General features: G+C 69.1%; 14 protein-coding genes and 1 pseudogene. 5 read left to right on the top strand and 10 right to left on the bottom strand.

Annotated features, from left to right (window positions below; genetic code table 11):
* Positions 1-70: 70 nt before the first annotated feature.
* On the top strand, positions 71-3121 hold the full coding sequence (locus Apa02nite_RS34610) for a LamG-like jellyroll fold domain-containing protein (protein WP_239164754.1): 3051 nt from the start codon (positions 71-73) through the stop codon (positions 3119-3121).
* Positions 3122-3154: 33 nt separating this feature from the next.
* Here the strand turns inward: Apa02nite_RS34610 and Apa02nite_RS34605 are convergent, their stop codons facing one another.
* From Apa02nite_RS34605 to Apa02nite_RS34585, 5 genes are all read right to left on the bottom strand, one after another.
* Positions 3155-3982, bottom strand: a complete 828-nt coding sequence (locus Apa02nite_RS34605) for a serine hydrolase (RefSeq protein ID WP_203828826.1) — start codon at positions 3980-3982, stop codon at positions 3155-3157.
* 67 nt (positions 3983-4049) lie between these two features.
* Positions 4050-5117, bottom strand: a complete 1068-nt coding sequence (locus tag Apa02nite_RS34600) for a PTS fructose transporter subunit IIC (protein ID WP_203828825.1) — start codon at positions 5115-5117, stop codon at positions 4050-4052.
* A 13-nt stretch (positions 5118-5130) separates the two neighbouring features.
* The gene (locus Apa02nite_RS34595; protein WP_203828824.1) at positions 5131-6405 is read right to left on the bottom strand and encodes an MFS transporter; all 1275 of its coding nucleotides are present in this window, start codon (positions 6403-6405) and stop codon (positions 5131-5133) included.
* Positions 6406-6646: 241 nt separating this feature from the next.
* Positions 6647-8140, bottom strand: coding sequence for an arabinofuranosidase catalytic domain-containing protein (locus Apa02nite_RS34590; protein WP_067685364.1), 1494 nt, complete (start codon positions 8138-8140; stop codon positions 6647-6649).
* Between the two features lie 498 nt (positions 8141-8638).
* Positions 8639-9448: a hypothetical protein gene (locus Apa02nite_RS34585; RefSeq protein WP_203828823.1), complete on the bottom strand. Its 810-nt coding sequence runs from the start codon at positions 9446-9448 to the stop codon at positions 8639-8641.
* Between the two features lie 231 nt (positions 9449-9679).
* Between Apa02nite_RS34585 and Apa02nite_RS34580 the strand changes: the two genes are divergently transcribed.
* A complete protein-coding gene (locus Apa02nite_RS34580) occupies positions 9680-10504 on the top strand; it encodes a sugar nucleotide-binding protein (RefSeq protein ID WP_203828822.1) in 825 nt (274 codons plus the stop codon).
* On the opposite strand, the gene Apa02nite_RS34575 is transcribed toward Apa02nite_RS34580, so the two are convergent.
* Positions 10433-11626: a low temperature requirement protein A gene (locus tag Apa02nite_RS34575; RefSeq protein WP_239164753.1), complete on the bottom strand. Its 1194-nt coding sequence runs from the start codon at positions 11624-11626 to the stop codon at positions 10433-10435. The genes Apa02nite_RS34580 and Apa02nite_RS34575 overlap by 72 nt on opposite strands.
* A gap of 111 nt (positions 11627-11737) precedes the next feature.
* Here Apa02nite_RS34575 and Apa02nite_RS34570 point away from each other — a divergent pair, with 111 nt between their 5' ends.
* Positions 11738-12310: an alpha/beta fold hydrolase gene (locus tag Apa02nite_RS34570; protein ID WP_203828820.1), complete on the top strand. Its 573-nt coding sequence runs from the start codon at positions 11738-11740 to the stop codon at positions 12308-12310.
* Between the two features lie 612 nt (positions 12311-12922).
* Here Apa02nite_RS34570 and Apa02nite_RS34565 read toward each other — a convergent pair.
* From Apa02nite_RS34565 to Apa02nite_RS34555, 3 genes are read right to left on the bottom strand one after another with little or no spacing between them, the layout of a single operon-like run.
* On the bottom strand, positions 12923-13693 hold the full coding sequence (locus tag Apa02nite_RS34565; protein ID WP_203828819.1) for a phosphotransferase family protein: 771 nt from the start codon (positions 13691-13693) through the stop codon (positions 12923-12925).
* Positions 13694-13709: 16 nt separating this feature from the next.
* The gene (locus Apa02nite_RS34560) at positions 13710-14186 is read right to left on the bottom strand and encodes a glycine-rich domain-containing protein (RefSeq protein WP_203828818.1); all 477 of its coding nucleotides are present in this window, start codon (positions 14184-14186) and stop codon (positions 13710-13712) included.
* 58 nt (positions 14187-14244) lie between these two features.
* Positions 14245-15195 carry a JmjC domain-containing protein gene (locus Apa02nite_RS34555; protein ID WP_203828817.1) on the bottom strand — a complete coding sequence of 317 codons (951 nt, stop codon included), beginning with the start codon at positions 15193-15195 and terminating at the stop codon, positions 14245-14247.
* Positions 15196-15492: 297 nt separating this feature from the next.
* On the opposite strand from Apa02nite_RS34555, the pseudogene Apa02nite_RS34550 reads away from it, so the two are divergent.
* Both Apa02nite_RS34550 and Apa02nite_RS34545 read left to right on the top strand, forming a co-directional pair.
* A pseudogene (locus Apa02nite_RS34550) lies at positions 15493-16650 on the top strand (NsdA family TPR-like regulatory protein); the annotation flags it as partial.
* A 26-nt stretch (positions 16651-16676) separates the two neighbouring features.
* Entirely contained in the window at positions 16677-17051 is a 375-nt protein-coding gene (locus Apa02nite_RS34545) for a hypothetical protein (RefSeq protein ID WP_203828815.1), read from the top strand.
* A gap of 73 nt (positions 17052-17124) precedes the next feature.
* Here Apa02nite_RS34545 and Apa02nite_RS34540 read toward each other — a convergent pair whose 3' ends face one another.
* Positions 17125-17907 carry a transposase family protein gene (locus Apa02nite_RS34540; RefSeq protein WP_203828814.1) on the bottom strand — a complete coding sequence of 261 codons (783 nt, stop codon included), beginning with the start codon at positions 17905-17907 and terminating at the stop codon, positions 17125-17127.
* Positions 17908-17996 lie beyond the last annotated feature (89 nt).

The raw sequence follows: 17996 nt of genomic DNA, 5'->3' as shown, positions 1-17996 counted from the left end.
CGCAGCCGCCCACGCAGAAGCACCCGCAGCAGCCGTCGTCGTGCACGGCCTCAAGGGTGAGTATTTCCGGATGTCAGCGCCTGGGGCTCGGGACTTCGCCGAGCTCGGCGGCGTCTCGCTGGACCCGAACGTCGACCTGCCGGACCTGACCGGCAGCTTCCAGTCGTTCCTCGGGCGCACCGAGCACACCACCGCCCGCTGGACCGGCAAGCTGACCGCGCCGGCCACCGGCGACTACACGTTCTTCATGATCGGCGACAACGGGTTCCGGTTCCTCCTGGACGGGCAGCCGGTCATCGATCACTGGGTCGGTGACTGGGACGTCGAGCAGACCAGCGCGGCGGTGCACCTGACCGCCGGCGAGGCGCATGACGTGCGCGTCGAGATGTTCCAGGACGTCGGCGGCGCGAACCTGTTCCTGCGCTGGTCGGCCGCCGGCCTCTCGAAGCAGCTCGTTCCGGAGAGCGCTTTCACGCCGCCGGACGGTTTCCAGGTCTTCCCGGCCGCGTTCGCGGTCGGCGCCGGCGGCCGCAAGCTGACCGCCGAGTTCGACGCGCCGGTCACCACGATCGGGCAGACCGCGGCGCACCTGGTGATCGAGGCGGACACCACGCCGATGCCGATCTCGTCGATCACGAAGAGCGGCACGCGGCTGACCGTCACCCTCGCCGAGCCGATCCAGGCCGGGCAGAAGGTGCGGGTCAACTACGACGGCGCCGGCGGCCTGATCGTCGGCGGGGAGACGGTCCCGCAGATCATCCGCTCCGCGACGAACGCCTCCACGCACCGCCTGACCACCCGGTGGGGCGACAAGGTCGACACCAGGCACCCGCTGCCGGAGTACCCGCGCCCGCAACTGGTCCGCGACGACTGGGTGAACCTGAACGGCCCGTGGGAGTTCGCCGGCGCCGCCGCGGGTGAGCAGCCGGTCTTCGGCGCGAAACTGGCCGAGAAGATCATCGTGCCGTTCCCGGTCGAGTCGCAGCTGTCCGGGCTGGAGCGCCGCGAATCGCACATGTTCTACCGCAAGCTGATCACCGTGCCGAAGGGCTGGAAGATCGGTTCCGGTCAGCGGCTCAAGCTCAACTTCGGCGCCGTCGACTACCAGGCCAAGGTCTACGTCAACGGCACCCTGGTCACCGAGCACACCGGCGGGTACACCGCGTTCACCGCGGACATCACCGGCGCGCTGGTCACGAAGGGCCAGCAGGAGATCCTGGTCGAGGTCACCGACGCGACCGGGGCGAACCAGCCCAAGGGCAAGCAGTCGCTGAACCCGGGCGGCATCGTCTACACCCCGTCGTCCGGCATCTGGCAGACGGTCTGGCTCGAGCCGGTCGCCGCCACCGGCATCACCGAGCTCGTCACCACCCCCGACCTGGCCACCAACGCACTGCGAGTGACCGTCAAGTCGGCCGCCACCGGCGCGAAGGTCACCGCGGTCGCGCGGGACAAGAAGGGTCACAAGGTCGGCTCAGTCACCGGCACCGCGAACACCGAGCTGCGGATCCCGATCGCCAAGCCGCACCTGTGGAGCCCGGACGACCCTTACCTGTACGACCTGGACGTCACGCTCGGCAAGGACGAGGTGGGCAGCTACTTCGGCATGCGCTCGATCGCCGTGCAGACCGTGGCCGGCTTCCCGAAGCTCGTCCTCAACGGCAAGCCGATCTTCTCGCTCGCCACCCTGGACCAGGGCTTCTTCCCGGACGGCCTCTACACCGCACCGAGTGACGCGGCGCTGCGCTTCGACCTGGTCGAGACGAAGAAGCTCGGTTTCAACGCGGTCCGCAAGCACATCAAGGTGGAACCGGCCCGCTGGTACCGGCACGCCGACGAGCTGGGCCTGCTGGTCTGGCAGGACTTCGTCTCGGCCGACATCACGAACACGACCGGTCAGCAGGCCTGGTACGACCAGGGCCGGCAGATGATGGACCAGCTGCACAACGCCCCGTCGGTGATCGGCTGGGTGGTGTTCAACGAGGGCTGGGGCGAGTGGGACCGCACCGAGACCGGCCGGATCACCGAGCGGGTCAAAGCCGCCGACCCGTCCCGGATCGTGAACGCGCACAGCGGCGTGAACTGCTGCGCGTCGAAGGGCGACTCCGGCAAGGGCGACGTCATCGACCACCACGACTACAACAACACCGATCCGGCGTACCCGGACGCGACCCGGATCGCGATGGACGGCGAGCACGGTGGCTTCACCCTGCGCACCCCGGGCCACATGTGGCCGGGCACGCCCGCGGTGATCTACAGCGGGGTCGCCGACAAGGCCGCGCTGACCGCCAAGTACGTCGACAACACCGAGCGGTTCTACCTGGAAGCCGCCGGCGCGGAGCTGTCCGGTTCGGTCTACACCCAGATCACCGACCTGGAGACCGAGCTCAACGGCCTGTGGACGTACGACCGCCGGGACATCAAGGTCGACCCGGCGCCGGTCCGGGCGATCAACCTCAAGGTGATCGCGGCCGGTGCCGCAGCCGCCCAGCAGCCCCCGCCGCCGGGCCACGGCGACTGGAGCCTGGACGAGGGCACCGGCACCACCGCGAAGGACAGCGGCGGGACCAGCGACCTCACCCTGGCCGGGAACACCACGTGGACGCCGGGCGTGTCCGGTTCCGCGCTCACGTTCGACGGTGACGGCGACTACGCCGACACCACGTCCCCGGTCGTCGACACCACCCGCGACTACTCGATCGCGTCGTGGGTGACGCTCGACAAGCTCCCCGGCAACTACGCCACCGTGGTCAGCCAGGACGGCCGCACCACCGAGAACCCGTTCTACCTGCAGTACGGCCAGGGCGCCTTCGCGTTCAGCACCCCGGGTGGCAACCGGGCCCGGCTGGCCGTGACGCCCGAGCTGAACCGGTGGTACCACCTGGTCGGCGTGCGCGACCACACCACCGGCGAGGTCCGGCTGTTCCTCGACGGCAAGCGGGTCGCGGCCACCACGGCCGGTCCGGACGTGGTGAGCACCGGGCCGCTGTCGGTGGGCCGGGCCAAGTACGCCGGCAACAAGACCGACTACTGGTCCGGGTCGATCGATCAGGTGCACGCGTTCAACCGCGCGCTGACCGACGACGAGGTCGCGGCGCTGTACACCGCCGAAGTCCGCTGATGCTCTGAGCGGTGGCCCCACCCGGGCCACCGCTCAGTACTTCAGGTTCTCCCGCGTCGCCGCGGCGACCTTCTCCACCAGCGCGATCCCGTCCTTCAGGCTCTTGTCACCGTGCGAGAGCACCACGATCGACACGTTGGTCTCCCGGTCCTCCGAGACGATCCGGCCCAGCGAGTTGACCACCCACAGGTTGTGGTCGTCGCTGCGGGTGTCCCAGCCGTTCTTGACCGGCGCGTGCTCCCCCTGCTTGGCGACCGACGGCACACCCCAGTTCTGGTCGTCGTTCACCGTCTCCATCAGGTCGAAGATCAGCTGCCGGTGGTCGACGGTGAGCTCGCTGCCCGAGTCGACCAGATTGCCGAGCAGCCGGGCCTGGTCGTCGGCTGTGGTCGAGGTCAGCCCCCACGCCTTGTCGACGGTCGTCTCCGTGAGCCCCACGCGCTTGTTGCACGCGGTCAGCCCGTCCACCTCGCCGACCTCGGTGAACAGCGCCGTGGTGGCGTCGTTGTCACTGGCCTGGATCATGCGCTTGGCCCGCGCGGTCTCCTGCGCGGTCAGCTCGCGCTTCTCGTCCTGGGCGTGCAGCAGCACGCAGGCCAGCACCGAGACCTTCACCGCGCTGGCGGTGTCGAAGCGCTCCGAGCCACGGTAGGAGAAGTCCCGGTCGTTCGCCTTGTCGAGCACCGCGACCGCGAAGTCCGGCGAGGTCAGCGCGATCGCGTCGAGGGCGTTGGTGAGCTGCTTCTCCTGCCGGGCGGCGGCGTTCAACCCCGGAATCTTCCCGAAGAAGGCGAGCCCGGCCACCACGACGACGACCATGACGACAGCCGCACCCGGGATCAGGAATCTGCTACGCGACATCGGCACTACCTCTTCCTCGCCGGCGGGGGGTGCCGGCTGATCCGAGCTTTCTAGCGCATCATCGATGTCATCGGCCACCCAGGGACGCTGCCCGGTCGGTCACATTCCGGTCCCGGTCTCGTCCGCCGGCGCGACTCAGCAGCAGACCGCCGGCCGCGAGCGTCGCGCCGAGCGCGAGCGATCCGAGCAGGCCGATCAGGTGGCCGGCGCTGAGCAGGGCGAACACGCCGCCGTGCGGAGCGGTCAGGGTGGCGCCGGCGAGCATGCTGCCGATCGCCGCGACCACGCCGCCGAGCATCAGGCTGGGGATCACCACCATCGGGCGGACGGCGGCGAACGGGATCGCGCCCTCGCTGATGAACAGGGCGCCGAGGACCCCGGCGGAGCGGCCGTCGCGGCGTTCGGCGGGGGTGTAGGCGGAGGGCCGCACGACGGTGGCGAGCCAGCAGGCCAGCGGGGCGGACATCCCGGCGACCATCACGGCGGCCATCAGGGCGAGCGGGCGGCCGCTGATCAGCCCGGTGCCATGGATGCCGGCGCCGGGCAGACCTGCGCCGCTCACCCCGGTGATCGCGAACAGGTAGGCCGCTTTGTTCAGCGGGCCGCCCAGATCAGCAACGGTCATCGCGCCGAGCGCGGCGGCGAGCAGGACGGCGGAGACCCCGTTCAACCCGTCGAGCCACCCGCCGAACACCCGCATGAACCACGCCAGCGGCGGGCCGATCGCACCGAGCATCGCTCCCCCGCTGATCAGCGTGGCCACCAGCGGCACGAGCAGGAAGGCGGCCAGCCCCCGCAACCACTCCGGCAGCGGCACCCGGCCCAGCTGCTGTGCCAGGATCCCGGCCAGGACACCGCCGATCAGGCCGCCCAGGAAGCCGGCGCCGGTCACGGTCGCGGCCAGGCCGGCGGTGAGTCCCGGCATCAGGCCCGGGCGGCCGGCGATCGCGAAGGATATGTAGCCGGCCAGCACCGGCGCGAGCAGGTAGAGAGCGAGGGAGCCGAGCGTGAACACGAGCGGGGCGGACCCGCCGAGCATCAGGCCGAGCGCTTGCAGCAGACCGCCGACCACCACGAACGGGATCATGTGACTGACCCCGATCAGGACGGAACGGCGCAGGTCGAGCGAGGGCATGCGGTACTCCCGGTCAGGACTGGTCGAGCAGCAGATAGAGGGACTTGCTGTGGTTCTGCGCGGCGGCTTCGACCCGCACCGCGATCGGCTGCAGCCGGGCCCTCGCCTGCGCGCGCAGCACCGAGGCCACCGAGCCGGCGCCGTCCAGGCGGTGATCGACCACCAGCGCCAGCAGCGCGGCCACCACGGCGAGCGCCGACACGCTCGTCAACGCGAACGGCAACCCCCGCTCGCCCGCCAGCAATCCGATGATCGGCGGCCCACCCAGCAGCCCGGTGTACCCGACGCTGGACGCCCGAGCCACTCCGCGCGCCCCGCCCAGCAACCCCGCTTTCGCGATCGCCAGCGGAAACACGTTGGCCAGCCCGAACCCGACCAGCACAAACCCGGCCAGCGCCAGAAACGGCGACGGCGCCGCCGCCCCGACCAGCATCCCCACCGCCGCGAGCAGCGCTCCCGAGGTCAGCACGACGGTGTCGCCGTACCGGACGATCAGGCTCCGGCCGCGCAGCCGCGCAGCCGCCATGGCCAGCGAGAACACGGCGTAACCGGCACCGGCCACCATCGGCGTCGCGTGCAGGTCCTCGCGCAGGTGCAGCGACGCCCAGTCGGTCAGCGCGCCCTCGGCGAACGCGGTACACCCGGCGATCAGTCCCAGCACCACGATGACCGGCGCGGCCCCGGCCGCCGTGGGCCGCTCGCGGCTCGGCACCGGCGCGGCCTCCACGTGAACGAACCCCGCCAGCGCAGGCGCGATCACCACGCTGACCCCCAGCCCCAGCACCCCGACGGCCAGCAGATGCCACCCCGCCGGCAGCACCGTCGAGGCCACCCCGCCGACCAGCGCCCCACCCAGCCCACCGAAGCTGAACCCGGCATGCAGCGTCGACATCACCGGCCGCCCCACCGCCTGCTGCACCTGCACCCCGAGGCTGTTGGCCGCCACGTTCGCCAGCCCGGTCGCCGCTCCGAACAGCAGCAGCGCCACGCACAGCGACCCCATCGAGCCGGCCAGCCCGGGCAGCACCACGGCGACGCTCGCCGCCACCGCACCCGCGGCACTGACCCGTCCCGCTCCCCACCGGGCGCACAGCCCACCGGCGGTCTGCATGCTGACCAGCGCACCCGCCGAGATGCAGAACAGCGCCACGCCGAGCGCGGAGTGACCGGCACCGACCTGGGCGCTGACGTCCGGCACCCGGGCGGCCCAGCTCCCGAAGACCGCGCCGACCAGCGCGAACAATACAAAAACGGCCGCGAGCGGGTCGCGTACACGGGCAGCCTGCACGGCACATTCCTTAAAAGGGATAAACGCGGAATTCGCTGACTACATTCAACGTCCAGCCTGGGAGCACCGCGCTCGACTCTCCAAAGAATCCGCCAGTGACCTGCAATACACGCCCTTGAGCAGGGAACTTTCCACGACCGGGCATGACGCGGCTAACAATTTTCCGATTCGCCGACAACAGAAGCGGGGCCGCCGAAAGATCAGCGGCCCCGCACTTGTTTCGCCCTTATTTCAGGACACCCTAAGCAGCGATCGACCAGAGCTGGCAGGTGTTGTTGAGCCACATCCAGAGACGGGCCGGTGTGCCGTTGGCGGTGCCGCAGTCCTGGTCGTCGAGGACCATGCCGCTGTTCTCCACGACCAGCTCGTAGCGGCCGTTGCCCGCCGGGATCACCGCCCACTGCTGGCACAGGTTGCCCAGCGACTGCCACAGCTCGACGGCCGTGCCCAGCGCCAGCCCGCAGTTGGTCGCGTCGAGCACCTTGTTCGCGTTCACGTTGGTGATCGTCCACTTGTTCGCGCCGACATTGGTGAACTTCCACTGCTGGCAGGTGTTGCCCAGCGACTGCCACTGGTCGATCGCGGTGCCGTTGGCGGTGCCGCAGTTGACCGCGTCGAGCACCTTGCCGCTCTGCAGGTTGGTCAGCCGGTAGGTGGCGCCGTTGACCGGGAACGTGACGCTCTTGGTGTAGCCGACCGAGACGATGTTGGACTGCACCGAGTTCTCGGTGGCGTCGGTCGGGTAGCCGCTGGTCATCACGCCCTCGAAGAACGAACCGACCGAGCCGTTGCTGTTGTCCCCGCCGATGCCCAGGATGATCGCGCCCTGCTTGGTCATCGGCTTGTACCCGGCCTGGGTCGGCAGCCCGCCGTTGTACCTGGTGGCCAGGCCACCGGACTGCGCGTTGCCGTCCTTGATCGCGTAGGTCGTCGTGCCGTTGTTCTTCAGCACCGCGGTCACGAACGCGCTGTTGCGGCCGGTGTTCGCGGTGTTCGAGCCGTTGCCGCCGGCGAACAGGCCGTTCTCCAGGTCGGCGGCGACCCGCGGGCCGGCCGCGCACGGCGAGAACCAGCACAGGTTGCCGAAGTAGATCGCGTCCATGTCACCGTTGCCGGTGTCGTTGTTGTTCGTCTCGGCATTGCCGTAGTCGAAACAGCACCGGTCGTTGACGTGCGTGCCCTCGGTGACCATGTACATCCCCTCCGGCTGGCTGCCGGTGGCGATCCCGTTCGTGGCGTTGTTGCGGTAGCCGTTGCCGGCCGAGATGTAGACCCCGTAGACCTTGTGGCCCCCCGCGGTGACCGGCAGCGCGGCCGCGTTCGAGCCCTGGTCCGCGGTCGGGTTCGCACCGCCGCCGGGCGCGATCGTCAGGTCGTTGTGCCGGGTCGTCTGGTCGTAGATCCGCACGATCGTGCAGTAGGTGCCGGAGCAGAACGAGTCCTGCGTGGCCGCGTTCGCGTACCCGCCGGCGCTGAGCGTGCCGACGTTCGTGGTCGCGCCGTCCGACCAGCGCCGGACCTGGTAGAGCGACCCGCTGTAGGCCCCGAAGAGCGCGCGGGTGGTGCTGTGCGCGGCGACGCACGGTGTGCCGCCGCTGGCGTAGATGTCGCAGGGCAGGGTGCCGGCCGCGGCGGCCGGACCGGTCGCGGCGACCAGGGTGGTGGCGACGACGATCGCGGACGCGGCGACGGCGAGCGCTTTGCGCCAGAGGGAGCGTTCGAGACGGGGAACCATGGCGTGACCTCTCGATTCCGGGCAGGGGACGAACCCGCGGGGATGGAAATCGATGATTGTTAGCGCTCACAGTTCTAACCGCCGTGTTTCACGCTTGTCAATGGGTCGTTTCGCCGCCCGGCCCAGGGTCAACCCCACAATCAAGATCAAATTCATGATGTCGTGCGTCCGCCGGGGTGCAGACCGCCGCTCCCGCCGGGACCCCTGCGGGCTTCGCAGGCCGCTGGCGCGTCCCGAACGCGAAACCCTCCGGGGCGATGCCCGTGCCCACTAGCGGTCACCCCCTGTTAGCGCTCGCCTGACCCGGGCCGGGTCAGCGCCGTGACAGTGACTCAAGAGTGAATGGAGAGGGGTGGGCGGGAGCATGGGTCTCGCCGGGCGGGGCGTGACGCCCCAAGCAGTCGCCCCGCCCGGCCCCGAGTCGCCCGTCAGGTGCGGTCACGAGCACAAAAAAGCCCCGGGAGCCATCAGGCTCCCGGGACTTTCGGTCAGATTCGGTCAGCGCGGGCGGCGACGGCGCTCGAGGCCGGGCAGCACGATGTGCGGGTCGAGGTCGTCACCGGAGGAGACCTGACTGGCGAGCCGGGCGGTGATCCGGCGCAGGCCCGGCCGGCGACGCCCGGTGCCGGTGTCCGGCTGGCTCAGCTGGTGGGCCTGCTCGCCCATCGACCGGGCGATCTCCTCGAGCGGGATGTAGAGCGCCCGGTTGGCGGCCGAACCCAGGTACTCGAACGGCGCGGAGCCGGCCAGCGCGGTGAACCGGCAGCCCAGCATGTCCAGGTTCCGGTACGCGGCCTGGTCCAGCATGCAGACCACGTGGCGGACGCTGGCCCGATGCCCGGCGTTGATGAACGTCCGGTAGAGCATGCCGCTGACGACCAGGCTGTCCCGGGAGGCCCGGTACTCGGGCAGCACCGCGAGCGTCGCGTAGTCCCAGATCCGGCCGTCGTACATGCCGTGCTGGCGGACGATCTCGGACAGCTCGACACCGATCATGTCGGGCGCGTCGTCGAGGGTCTTGCCACCGCCGTCGATCGCCCGGGCGGCGCCGGCCGGCAGCCCGGTCTCCCGGTCGATGACCAGGAAGAAGAAGCTCTGCTCCTCGTACGGGCCGTACTCGGCGATCATGGTCGCTTCGTCCAGGCCGAACGAGGCCTCGAAGACCATCCGCTCAACGGTGCGGGCCACGTCGGCCAGCGGGTCGTTGGGCTTGACGGCCGTGGCGACGAAACGGTTCGTGGACGGGTGCTCGGCGAGGGCTGTCGCACAACGTTCGCGCAGCGTGAGGTCGTCGAGAGCGTAGGTCATCGGGGGGGTAACTCCTTCACCTGGTGCAGGGTGTCCGAGTGACCGGGGGTCGCGGCCACGGGTGCATACCGGGGCTTTGTGGGCCTCACCGGCATATGGGGGGATTCGGACTTATGCAGCATTGACCAGGGTGCGAGCCACCGTCAAGACCGGGAGAGCTTTTCCACTGGCCCGACCACGCGGAGTGACTGATCGATGACGGACTTTCCGGCGCCTGCCATGCTTTCGCCCATGCTGAGGCTCTTGGTGGTCGGCGGTGGCGGCCTGTTGGGCCGCGAGGTGGTCCGGCTGGCGCGACGGGCCGGCCACTCGGTCACCGCGACCTACCACCAGCGGCCGATCGGGACGGACGGGCGACGCCTGGACATCCGGGACCGGGCCGCGGTGGCTGCGCTCGTCGCGGCGGTGCGACCGGAAGTGATCGTCAACGCGGCGTACCGGCAGGCGGACTGGGCGACCACCGCCGACGGCGGGATGCACGTCGCGGCGGCCGCCACCGAGGTCCGGGCCCGGCTCGTGCACGTGTCCAGCGACGCGATCTTCTCGGGGGCCGCGGACTCCTACGACGAGGGGGCGGCGCCGGATCCGGTCACGCCGTACGGCGCGGCCAAGGCGGCGGCCGAGGTCGCGGTCCGTGGGCTGGCGCCGGACGCGGTCATCGTCCGTACCTCATTGATCATCGGCGCCGGGACGTCGGAGACCGAGAGGCACGTGCACGACCTGGCCACCGGAAGGCGGAGCGGCGCCCTGTTCACCGACGACATCCGGTGCCCGGTCCACGTCGCCGATCTGGCCGCCGCGGTCCTGGAGCTGGCCGCGGACCCGCACCCCGGCGTACGAAATGTGGCCGGAAGTGATCCGATCTCCCGGTACCAGCTCGGTGTCCTGATCGCCCGGCGGGACGGCCTCGACCCGGCCGCCCTGCCCGCCGCGCTGCGGGCGCACAGCGGTCTGCCGGGCGCCCTCGCGGTCCGTCTGGACTGCTCAGCCACCCAGGCCGGGCTGGTCGTCCGCCTCCGTGGCGCCCACGAGTTCGTCGGCGCGGGCGCGGCGTGAGGCCCGGCTGACCGGCGGCCGCAGCACCAGCACCACGACGACCGCCACCAGGATGATCGCGGTGAGCGTCACCGGAACCGGCACCACCGGGTCGAACAGCACCAGCACCGCGCCCAGCGGCACCGCGACGTTCACCACCCGGTCGGCGTTCTCCCGGATCACCACCCACCAGACACCCAGCATGAACACCGCGATCGGCACGGTGACCGTGAACGACGCGGCCACGTCGCTGAGCTCGCTGTGCCCGGTCAGCGCGTCGATCTCGACCTCGACGCCGGCCGAGAACGCGGCCGCCGCGGCGAAGATGAAGTAGTGGGTGTAGCCGTAGCGGAACGAGTCGCGTAGCCGGACGATCACGGTGTGGTGCGGCGGCCAGAAGTAGAGCCACCACAGCGCGCCGCTGACCACCAGGGTCAGCACCGAGATGGAGATCAGCGGGGCCAGCTCGTCGGCGTCGTGCAGCGCCTCGATGATCGCGTTGGCCGCACCGAGCAGGCTCTCGCCGAGCACGATCAACGTGAACAGACCGTAACGTTCGGTGATGTGGTGCAGGTGACGCGGTGTGGTCGCCTTCCGCTCGGCGATCACCGGAACGGCCATCTCGGCAAGCGCCAGCACCACGAACGACACGCCCTGGATGCTCGCCGGCAGGAACAGCCGGCCGATCCAGAGCAGCTGCACCAGGCCGATGCCGACGGCGTAGCGCCGGGCGATGCCCCGGTCCGGCCCGCCCGCGCGGGAGGCGCGCAGCCACTGGGTGATCATCGCGACCCGCATCACGACGTAACCGATCACCACCACGGTGAAGTCACCCTCGGTGAACGCCGGGTCGATGCCGGCCGCCAGCACCAGAACCCCGCCCATCTGGACGAAGGTGAGCACCCGGTAGAGCCAGTCGTCGATGCCGTACGCGGTGGCGAACCAGGTGAAGTTCATCCACGCCCACCAGATGGCGAAGAACACCGCCGCGTACGACAGCAGACCGTGCGCGATGTGGTTCTCGGTCAGCGCATGGTGCAGCTGAACGGCGGCGATGCTCACCGCGATCACGAAGACCAGGTCGAAGAAGAGCTCCAACGGGGTCGCGGTGCGCCCGGGCTCGTCGGGATCACGGGGTCGCATCGGTGTCAGTCGAAAGGGTGCGCGTGCAGTCACCGCGGCAGCGTAACCGCTGGTCCCCCTCCGGTCGTTACAGAGTTGCTTCCGTCCCACCTGCCTCCGGAGACCGATTTCGTGCATCCTCAGCCGCCTCGTCGCACCACCCACGCCCACGGCACCCCGCGCAACCGGCTCGTCTACGACCGCTGGGGGCGGTTCGGACGCCCGGTGGTGCTGCTGCACGGCCCGTTCTACGACCGGACCATGTGGTGGCCGGTCGCCGCCGAGCTGGACGGCAACTGCGCCGCGATCGCCGTCGACCTGCCCGGGCACGGCGAGTCGGCACGGCGCGACGACCTGTCCGGCCTGACCCAGCACCTGGCCACGCTCGTACACGGGCTGGATCTGCAGCGCGCGCCGGTGCTGGTCGGGCACGGGGAGTCGGCGGCGCTGGCGCACGCGTTCGCGGCCCGGTACGCGGTGCAGCACGTGATCACGGTGGAGGACGGGGACCTGGCTGCCGTACCCGAGGCCTACCGTCAGTTCGCGGTGCGGCGCAGCGACCCGGCACTGGCGCTGACCTACCGGGAGTGGTCGAGCGTCCCGGTCGGCGCGGCGCCGCAGGCACACGCGGGCGACGGCCCGTTCCCGCACCTGCGCGACCCAGCCGCCTTCGCCACCCTGATCCAGGGCCTGGTCCGCTGCTGATCAGCAGCACGCTTAGCTTGTCATCTATCCCGTGCGGCGCGGTTCGGTGCCCTTCGTGTGGTGAGCCGGTCGTTGATGGGTCGGGCCGGTGACCAGCATGAGTCCCACGTCGCAGCGGGTGCCGGCCGGGACCGGGCTTGCTCGGTTTCGGTGCAGAGCCGGCGAGGCGCTGGTCGCGCGCAGTTCCGAAACCCCCACCGCACCCGGGCCGGAGTGAGTCGTTCCGGGGCCGGCGGGCGTTCCCCAGGGCCCGCGCGAGTCCTGGGCGAGGGGCCGGGTCAGGCGTAGCTGAGCATGCCCGGCCAGGAGCAGCCAGGTCCCCCGGTCAGCCGCGGCAGGGTCGCGCAGCTTCGGGGGCCAGCCCAGCGTCTGCTTGATCATGCGGAAGGTGTCCTCAAGATCGAAACGGCGCCGGACCGCCGGTCGACATCCGCCCATGTGGCATCGACCTTGGACCACCACAACCACACCGGCTTCGGCTGTGGGCGGCCTCGGCAGCCGGGACACCCGAGATATGAACCGGCCGTCCTCGTGTGGGGGTCATCGTGAAGTCGCCGACCTCATGAGACGGAGTCAGCAGGGAGAGCTGGACGGTCGGGCAGGGTGGCTGGTTCAGATCCGATACGCCGACCATTGGGACGTCCAGCCCGCGAGGTCATGCATCCAGGCCGCGGTTGATCCGGCCGCCTTCGACGCCCATTTCTCCGCGTTCTTCGTCGCGAAATAGTCCAAGACCTCAGGATCGGTCGATTGCCACACGCGATGGCGTGCCAGCCACTGGTCGGCTTGCTCCGGGGTGTGGCCGGCGCCGATCAGCCATGGGGTAAGCATGGCCAGCTCGACCCACGGCGCGGCTTTGGCTGCCATCGCCCAGTCGACGATCCGGAGCCCGTCCGGGGTCACGATCAGATTGGCCGGGCCGAGGTCGGTGTGCACGAGCGTGTCACCGTCCATCGACGGGTGCTCGAACCCGAGCCGGGCCTTTGGACTGAACAGCGGCGCATCGGGTGCCGGTGTCTCTCCGAGTACTGCCAGCACATCCTCAAGAAGGGCCAGGTCGGGGCTTCCCGGGGACAGGTCGGCATGCGGGCCTTCGCAGTGTTCGAAGCCCACCACCAGCCAGCCGGCCACCGCGAAGTGCCAGACGACCGCGGGTGAGTGAGGCCCGCTGACGGCCTCGCTCACCCGCAACTCGAAGCGCAGTGACCGGACACCGACATCGGTGTGGGCCGCCTTGACGAACACCTTCCCGGTGGTACCGGTAACAGTTGCGGCTATCTCCGCATGATCACCGGTCATGGCGGGAGTGACGTGAAGTCCGCCGACGCGCTCGGCTACCTCTGCCGTGACGGCCTCAGGCAAAGCGGTCCAGTCCATGCGCATTGATCAGGTAGCCCTTTCAGATCCCCGGGTTCGGCGGACAGCAGGACTTCGCCTCGCCGTCCCAGAACTCGGGGTCGATGTAGTAGCCGGTCGCCTTGAGTGCCTGGCGGGTGTACTCCATGGAGGAGCCGTCCGCCATGCCCGCGGTCAGGATCGGTACGTGGTGTACGAATCCTCCCGCGAGCTGTTCGCAGGCGGCGGCGTACGGCTCGGTGTGTTGCAGCGACACGTGCCATGCCGCGTCAACGGGCTCGGTCGGGACGACGCGGTAGGACCGGCCGTCTGGCAGCAGCCGGCCGAAGTCGGGGTCGTGCTTCGAGTCGGCGTGGGCCTTCAACATGAGCAACATCTGCCCGACGGCCCGCCGGGCGTAGGTCTTGGTGACCTCCTGCTCGGCAGCGAAGTGCAGGGCGAGCTTGTCGAAGGTCTCCGGATCGACGAGGGCCTGGGGGTCTTTGTCGGCCTGAACCGGCAAAGTGGTCACGAGGGTCACGATTACTCCTTGGGGGCGTATGGATCGCCGGCGCCGGATGCGCCGGGGAAATCCCTGATCAACGAACCGATGGACGGTGGCCGACCTGGCTCGGTTCGGGGGAGATGTAGTCCACGTTCGGTTCGGTGCGAGCGTGCTGGAGCAGTTCAGCGGCCAGAGTGCTGACGTCGGCGCCGGCCAGCCAGTCCGTCAGCAGGTCGCGCGCCTCGGCGACCTGATCGGCGAAGGCGGTGGGGTTGACGACGCCGGCAGGCGGGATGACGCGCCGCAGCGGGGTTGAGCTCAGCGCGGTCTGGGCCAGTTGTCCGGCGATCCAGTAGCCGGTGCGCTCGCGGGCCACGAAGGTCACGTGGACGCTTTCCTGGGTCTGACCACGCGCGTGCGGGTTGTGCATCCAGCCGCGCGGGAGCATAAGGATCTGTCCGGGGCCGAGGTCGAACTCGAAGTCAGGCCGCATCGATTTCATGCGGTCGAGGACGTCGCTGCCCGGCGCGGTGTTGGACGCGAACTGCTCGCGGTGCGGTTCTTCGACCCCCGGCTCCCAGATCTGCCAGGTCTTGTGTCCGGCGAGCTGGTAGACCAGGCCCATGTTCTGGTCCCAGTGGTGATGTAGACCTTGGCCGCCGGCTGGGGTGACAAAGCCTGTGGCGTAGGTGCCGTAGCCGGACTCGTCCTGGATCGCGGAGCAGATCGCGTGCACTGCGGGACACCATCGGTGCAGGTTGCGCAGTTGGATGGTGTAGCCCCGGCCGCGCCACTTCGCGACTTTGCCGGGGTCGAGGTAGCCGTCGGTCGTGTACGCCCGGGAGTGCAGCGCCGCCCCGTCCTTGATCACGATGAGCTGCTCTGCGGGTGCGGTACCGGTGTCGAGGTAGCCGTTGATGAGGTCCACGTTGACGATGTGGGGAAGGCGGCTGTCGTCGGGCGGCGTGTGGAGCGCCGGCTTGGTCGGCCAGGCGGTCATCATGTCGCTGACCGTGGCCTCATCGAACAACATCGAAAGAGTCATTCTCACTCCACCGTCCGGTAAGAAGGCCTTGAGGACCCCTCTAGCAAAGCGAGACGAGCGTCCATGGAACACGGCGCGAGGGAGGCATCTGTGATGCATCTCTGCGGCGCACCCGCTCGAGGTTCAGTAGTCCCGTAGGCTTGGCGACGACCAGGTCTAGCGGAGGTGCTCATGGCATCGCGACGAAGCCGTTTGATTCGGCGCCGCGAGGAAGTGGGCTTGAGTCAAGAACGACTTGCGACTCTGATCACGTCCGACCGCACCACGATCGGACGTATCTAGCGAGGCGAGACCTCGCCGCAACCCCAAACCCGGGACCGCCTCAGCAAGGCGCTTCAGGTGACCCCTGAGATGCTCACCGAGCTGCTGAGCCATGATGGCGATGCGCCTTCCACCGCCGCTTCCGCGATCGCCGTTAACGGCGCAATCGTGGCCGCTTCACACACGACGGGTGTCTTCGCCATGTACCGCCGCGACCTCCTTCGCCTTCTCGGTCTCGCTGGAACGCTGATCTGTCTTCCCCCGGTCGCGGAGTCCGATGACCCAAACGCGATTCGACGATCCGCAGACCTGCAGGAGCTCCGCGACTTCAACACCCACCTCTGGCAGGTCTTCGGCCTATCCGCGACCAAGCACCTCGTCTATCCGCTCGCCCAGGACCAACTCCACGTGCTCATCGACCGCTTGGACAACGCCAGGTCCGAGGCCGAGCACCGGCAGTTGTGCACCCTGGCGAGCGAACTGTTTCAGCTCACCGGCGAGATCTTCTGTGACAGCGACCTCTACGCCGACGCCACCCACTGCTACAACCTGGCTGCCTCTGCCGCCAAGGAAGCCGGCGCGTACGACCAGTGGGCATGCGCACTTACCCGCAGCGGTTACGTCAGCCTGTATGACCAGCAGTACGACCAAGCCGCGAAAATCCTTTACGCTGCCGGCCGCGTAGCCGCCCGCGGGGATGACCAACTGGCAACCCGCTACTGGGTTGCCTCTGTCCAAGCTCAGGCAGCCGCAGCTCTGCATGACGTGGATGGCTTCAAACGGGCTTGGTCGCTTGCCGAACACATCACCGGAGCACGAGATCTGATCAATCCCGGCGGCTGGCTCCGCTTCGACGGAAGCCGCCTCGATGAAGAACGCGGCACCTGCCACCTGACGCTCGGGCAGTCTGAACTCGCGGCTGGCGCGCTGGCAGCAGCCTTCACGCGAAGCATCTCGCCGCGCCGACGAGGCAGCCTTCTGGTCGATCTTGGAGTGGTGGGCGTGCGCAGACGTGATGCGGACGAGGTACTGCAGCACGGCCACGCCGCAGTCGACATCGCGGAACAGTCCTGTTCGCCCGGCTTCCTCGGCCGGAGACTCCAGTCGCTGCAAACGCAGCTACACCCCCTCGGAAGTGATCCTCGTATCGTCGCTCTCGACGAGCGGATCACGGGAGTCCTTACTTCCGCCTGATCGACCTACCCACCGGAGGATTGCTGATGATCGACCATGGCCGCTTGTTCCGCGAGGCATGGATCGAGGGTGTACGGCGCCACTTTCCAGGTGAACCGAAGCCTGGCTATGTGGCGCCGTGGGAGGAAACTCCGGAGTGGGAGCGTAGCGCCGCCGCCGCGGTCTGCGGCCAAGTCTTGGCGTTCATAGACGTGAGCGATGGTGCCGTGGCGAAGCTCAGCCGCGACCAGCGCGGCCGGTTCCTGGCCCTTTGCTGGACCGCGCAGATCTACCGCGCATTCACAGACCCCAAGCCATCATATGTCGCCGACTGGGATCAACTACCTCCCTGGCAGCAAGCAGTCGACTCGGACATCTTTGACGCCCTCGAAAAGGCTGCTTCACAGGATGCATCAACCTGAGCGTTGGATCTCGATCGTCAGCGCGCCCGCGTCACGGCAAAGGTGCTACCTGCAGCCGTATATTGAGCCTTTTTCATCCTGTGTAGCGGTTGGCTTCGACGTGGTGCAGAACGAGGATGGCCTGCACGATCGCGGTGGCGTGGCGAGGGCAACAGCGCAGCTTGACCAGTAGTTTCCAGGTCTTCAGCGTGGCGATGGCGCGTTCGCCGCGGGCTCGGATCCGGGCGTGCTGGCGGTGGTAGCGCTTCTGCCAGTGCTGGAGTTTCGGCCGGGATCGGTGGCGTTTGAACGGCACCCGGATGGTGCCGCGGGCTCCTTGGTAGCCCTTGTCGGCGAATGTCATCACGTCTGCGCTGGTCAGTGCGTCGATGATGCCGAGCTGGCGGGCAGCGCTCAGGTCGTGGGTCCGGCCGGGCAGGGCTGCCGAAGCCCAGATCAGGCGGCCTGCCGCGTCCGCGATGACCTGCACGTTCACACCATGGCGTTTGTGTTTGCCGGAGTAGTACGGCCGCTGATCGGCGACCCGGTCGATCGGGATCAGGGTGCCGTCGAGGATGGCGAAGGCCAGCCGGCGGATCCGGTCCATGGCGGTGACCAGGTCGTCTGCGGCCGCGGCGAGCAGGTCGACGGCTTCGCGGACATAGCGCCAAGCGGTGGCCACACCGATGTCGAACCCGGCAGCCAGGCGGGTGTAGGTGTCGCCGTTACGCAGGTGCGCGAGTGCAAGTAAGGCCTGTTCACCGGGGTTCAGGCGCCGCCAGCGGGAGCGGCGCTGGCGGCGGTGGGCGCGGATCCGGTCGGCGAGGTGGTTCAGCGTACGACTGGACAACGGGATCTTGGCGGGGTAGGACAGCACAGCGAGGCTCCCGGTCGGGGCATCGGATCTTGGTCGACTGCTGTCTTACCTGGAGCCTCGCACCTATCGATCCCCGGGCCATCCACATC

Origin of the sequence: Actinoplanes palleronii (assembly GCF_016862315.1) — a bacterium.
In the GTDB taxonomy this organism is placed as follows: Bacteria; Actinomycetota; Actinomycetes; order Mycobacteriales; family Micromonosporaceae; genus Actinoplanes; species Actinoplanes palleronii.
Note: the sequence above shows the minus strand (reverse complement) of the source record. Positions and strands in the feature narration are given on the sequence as shown.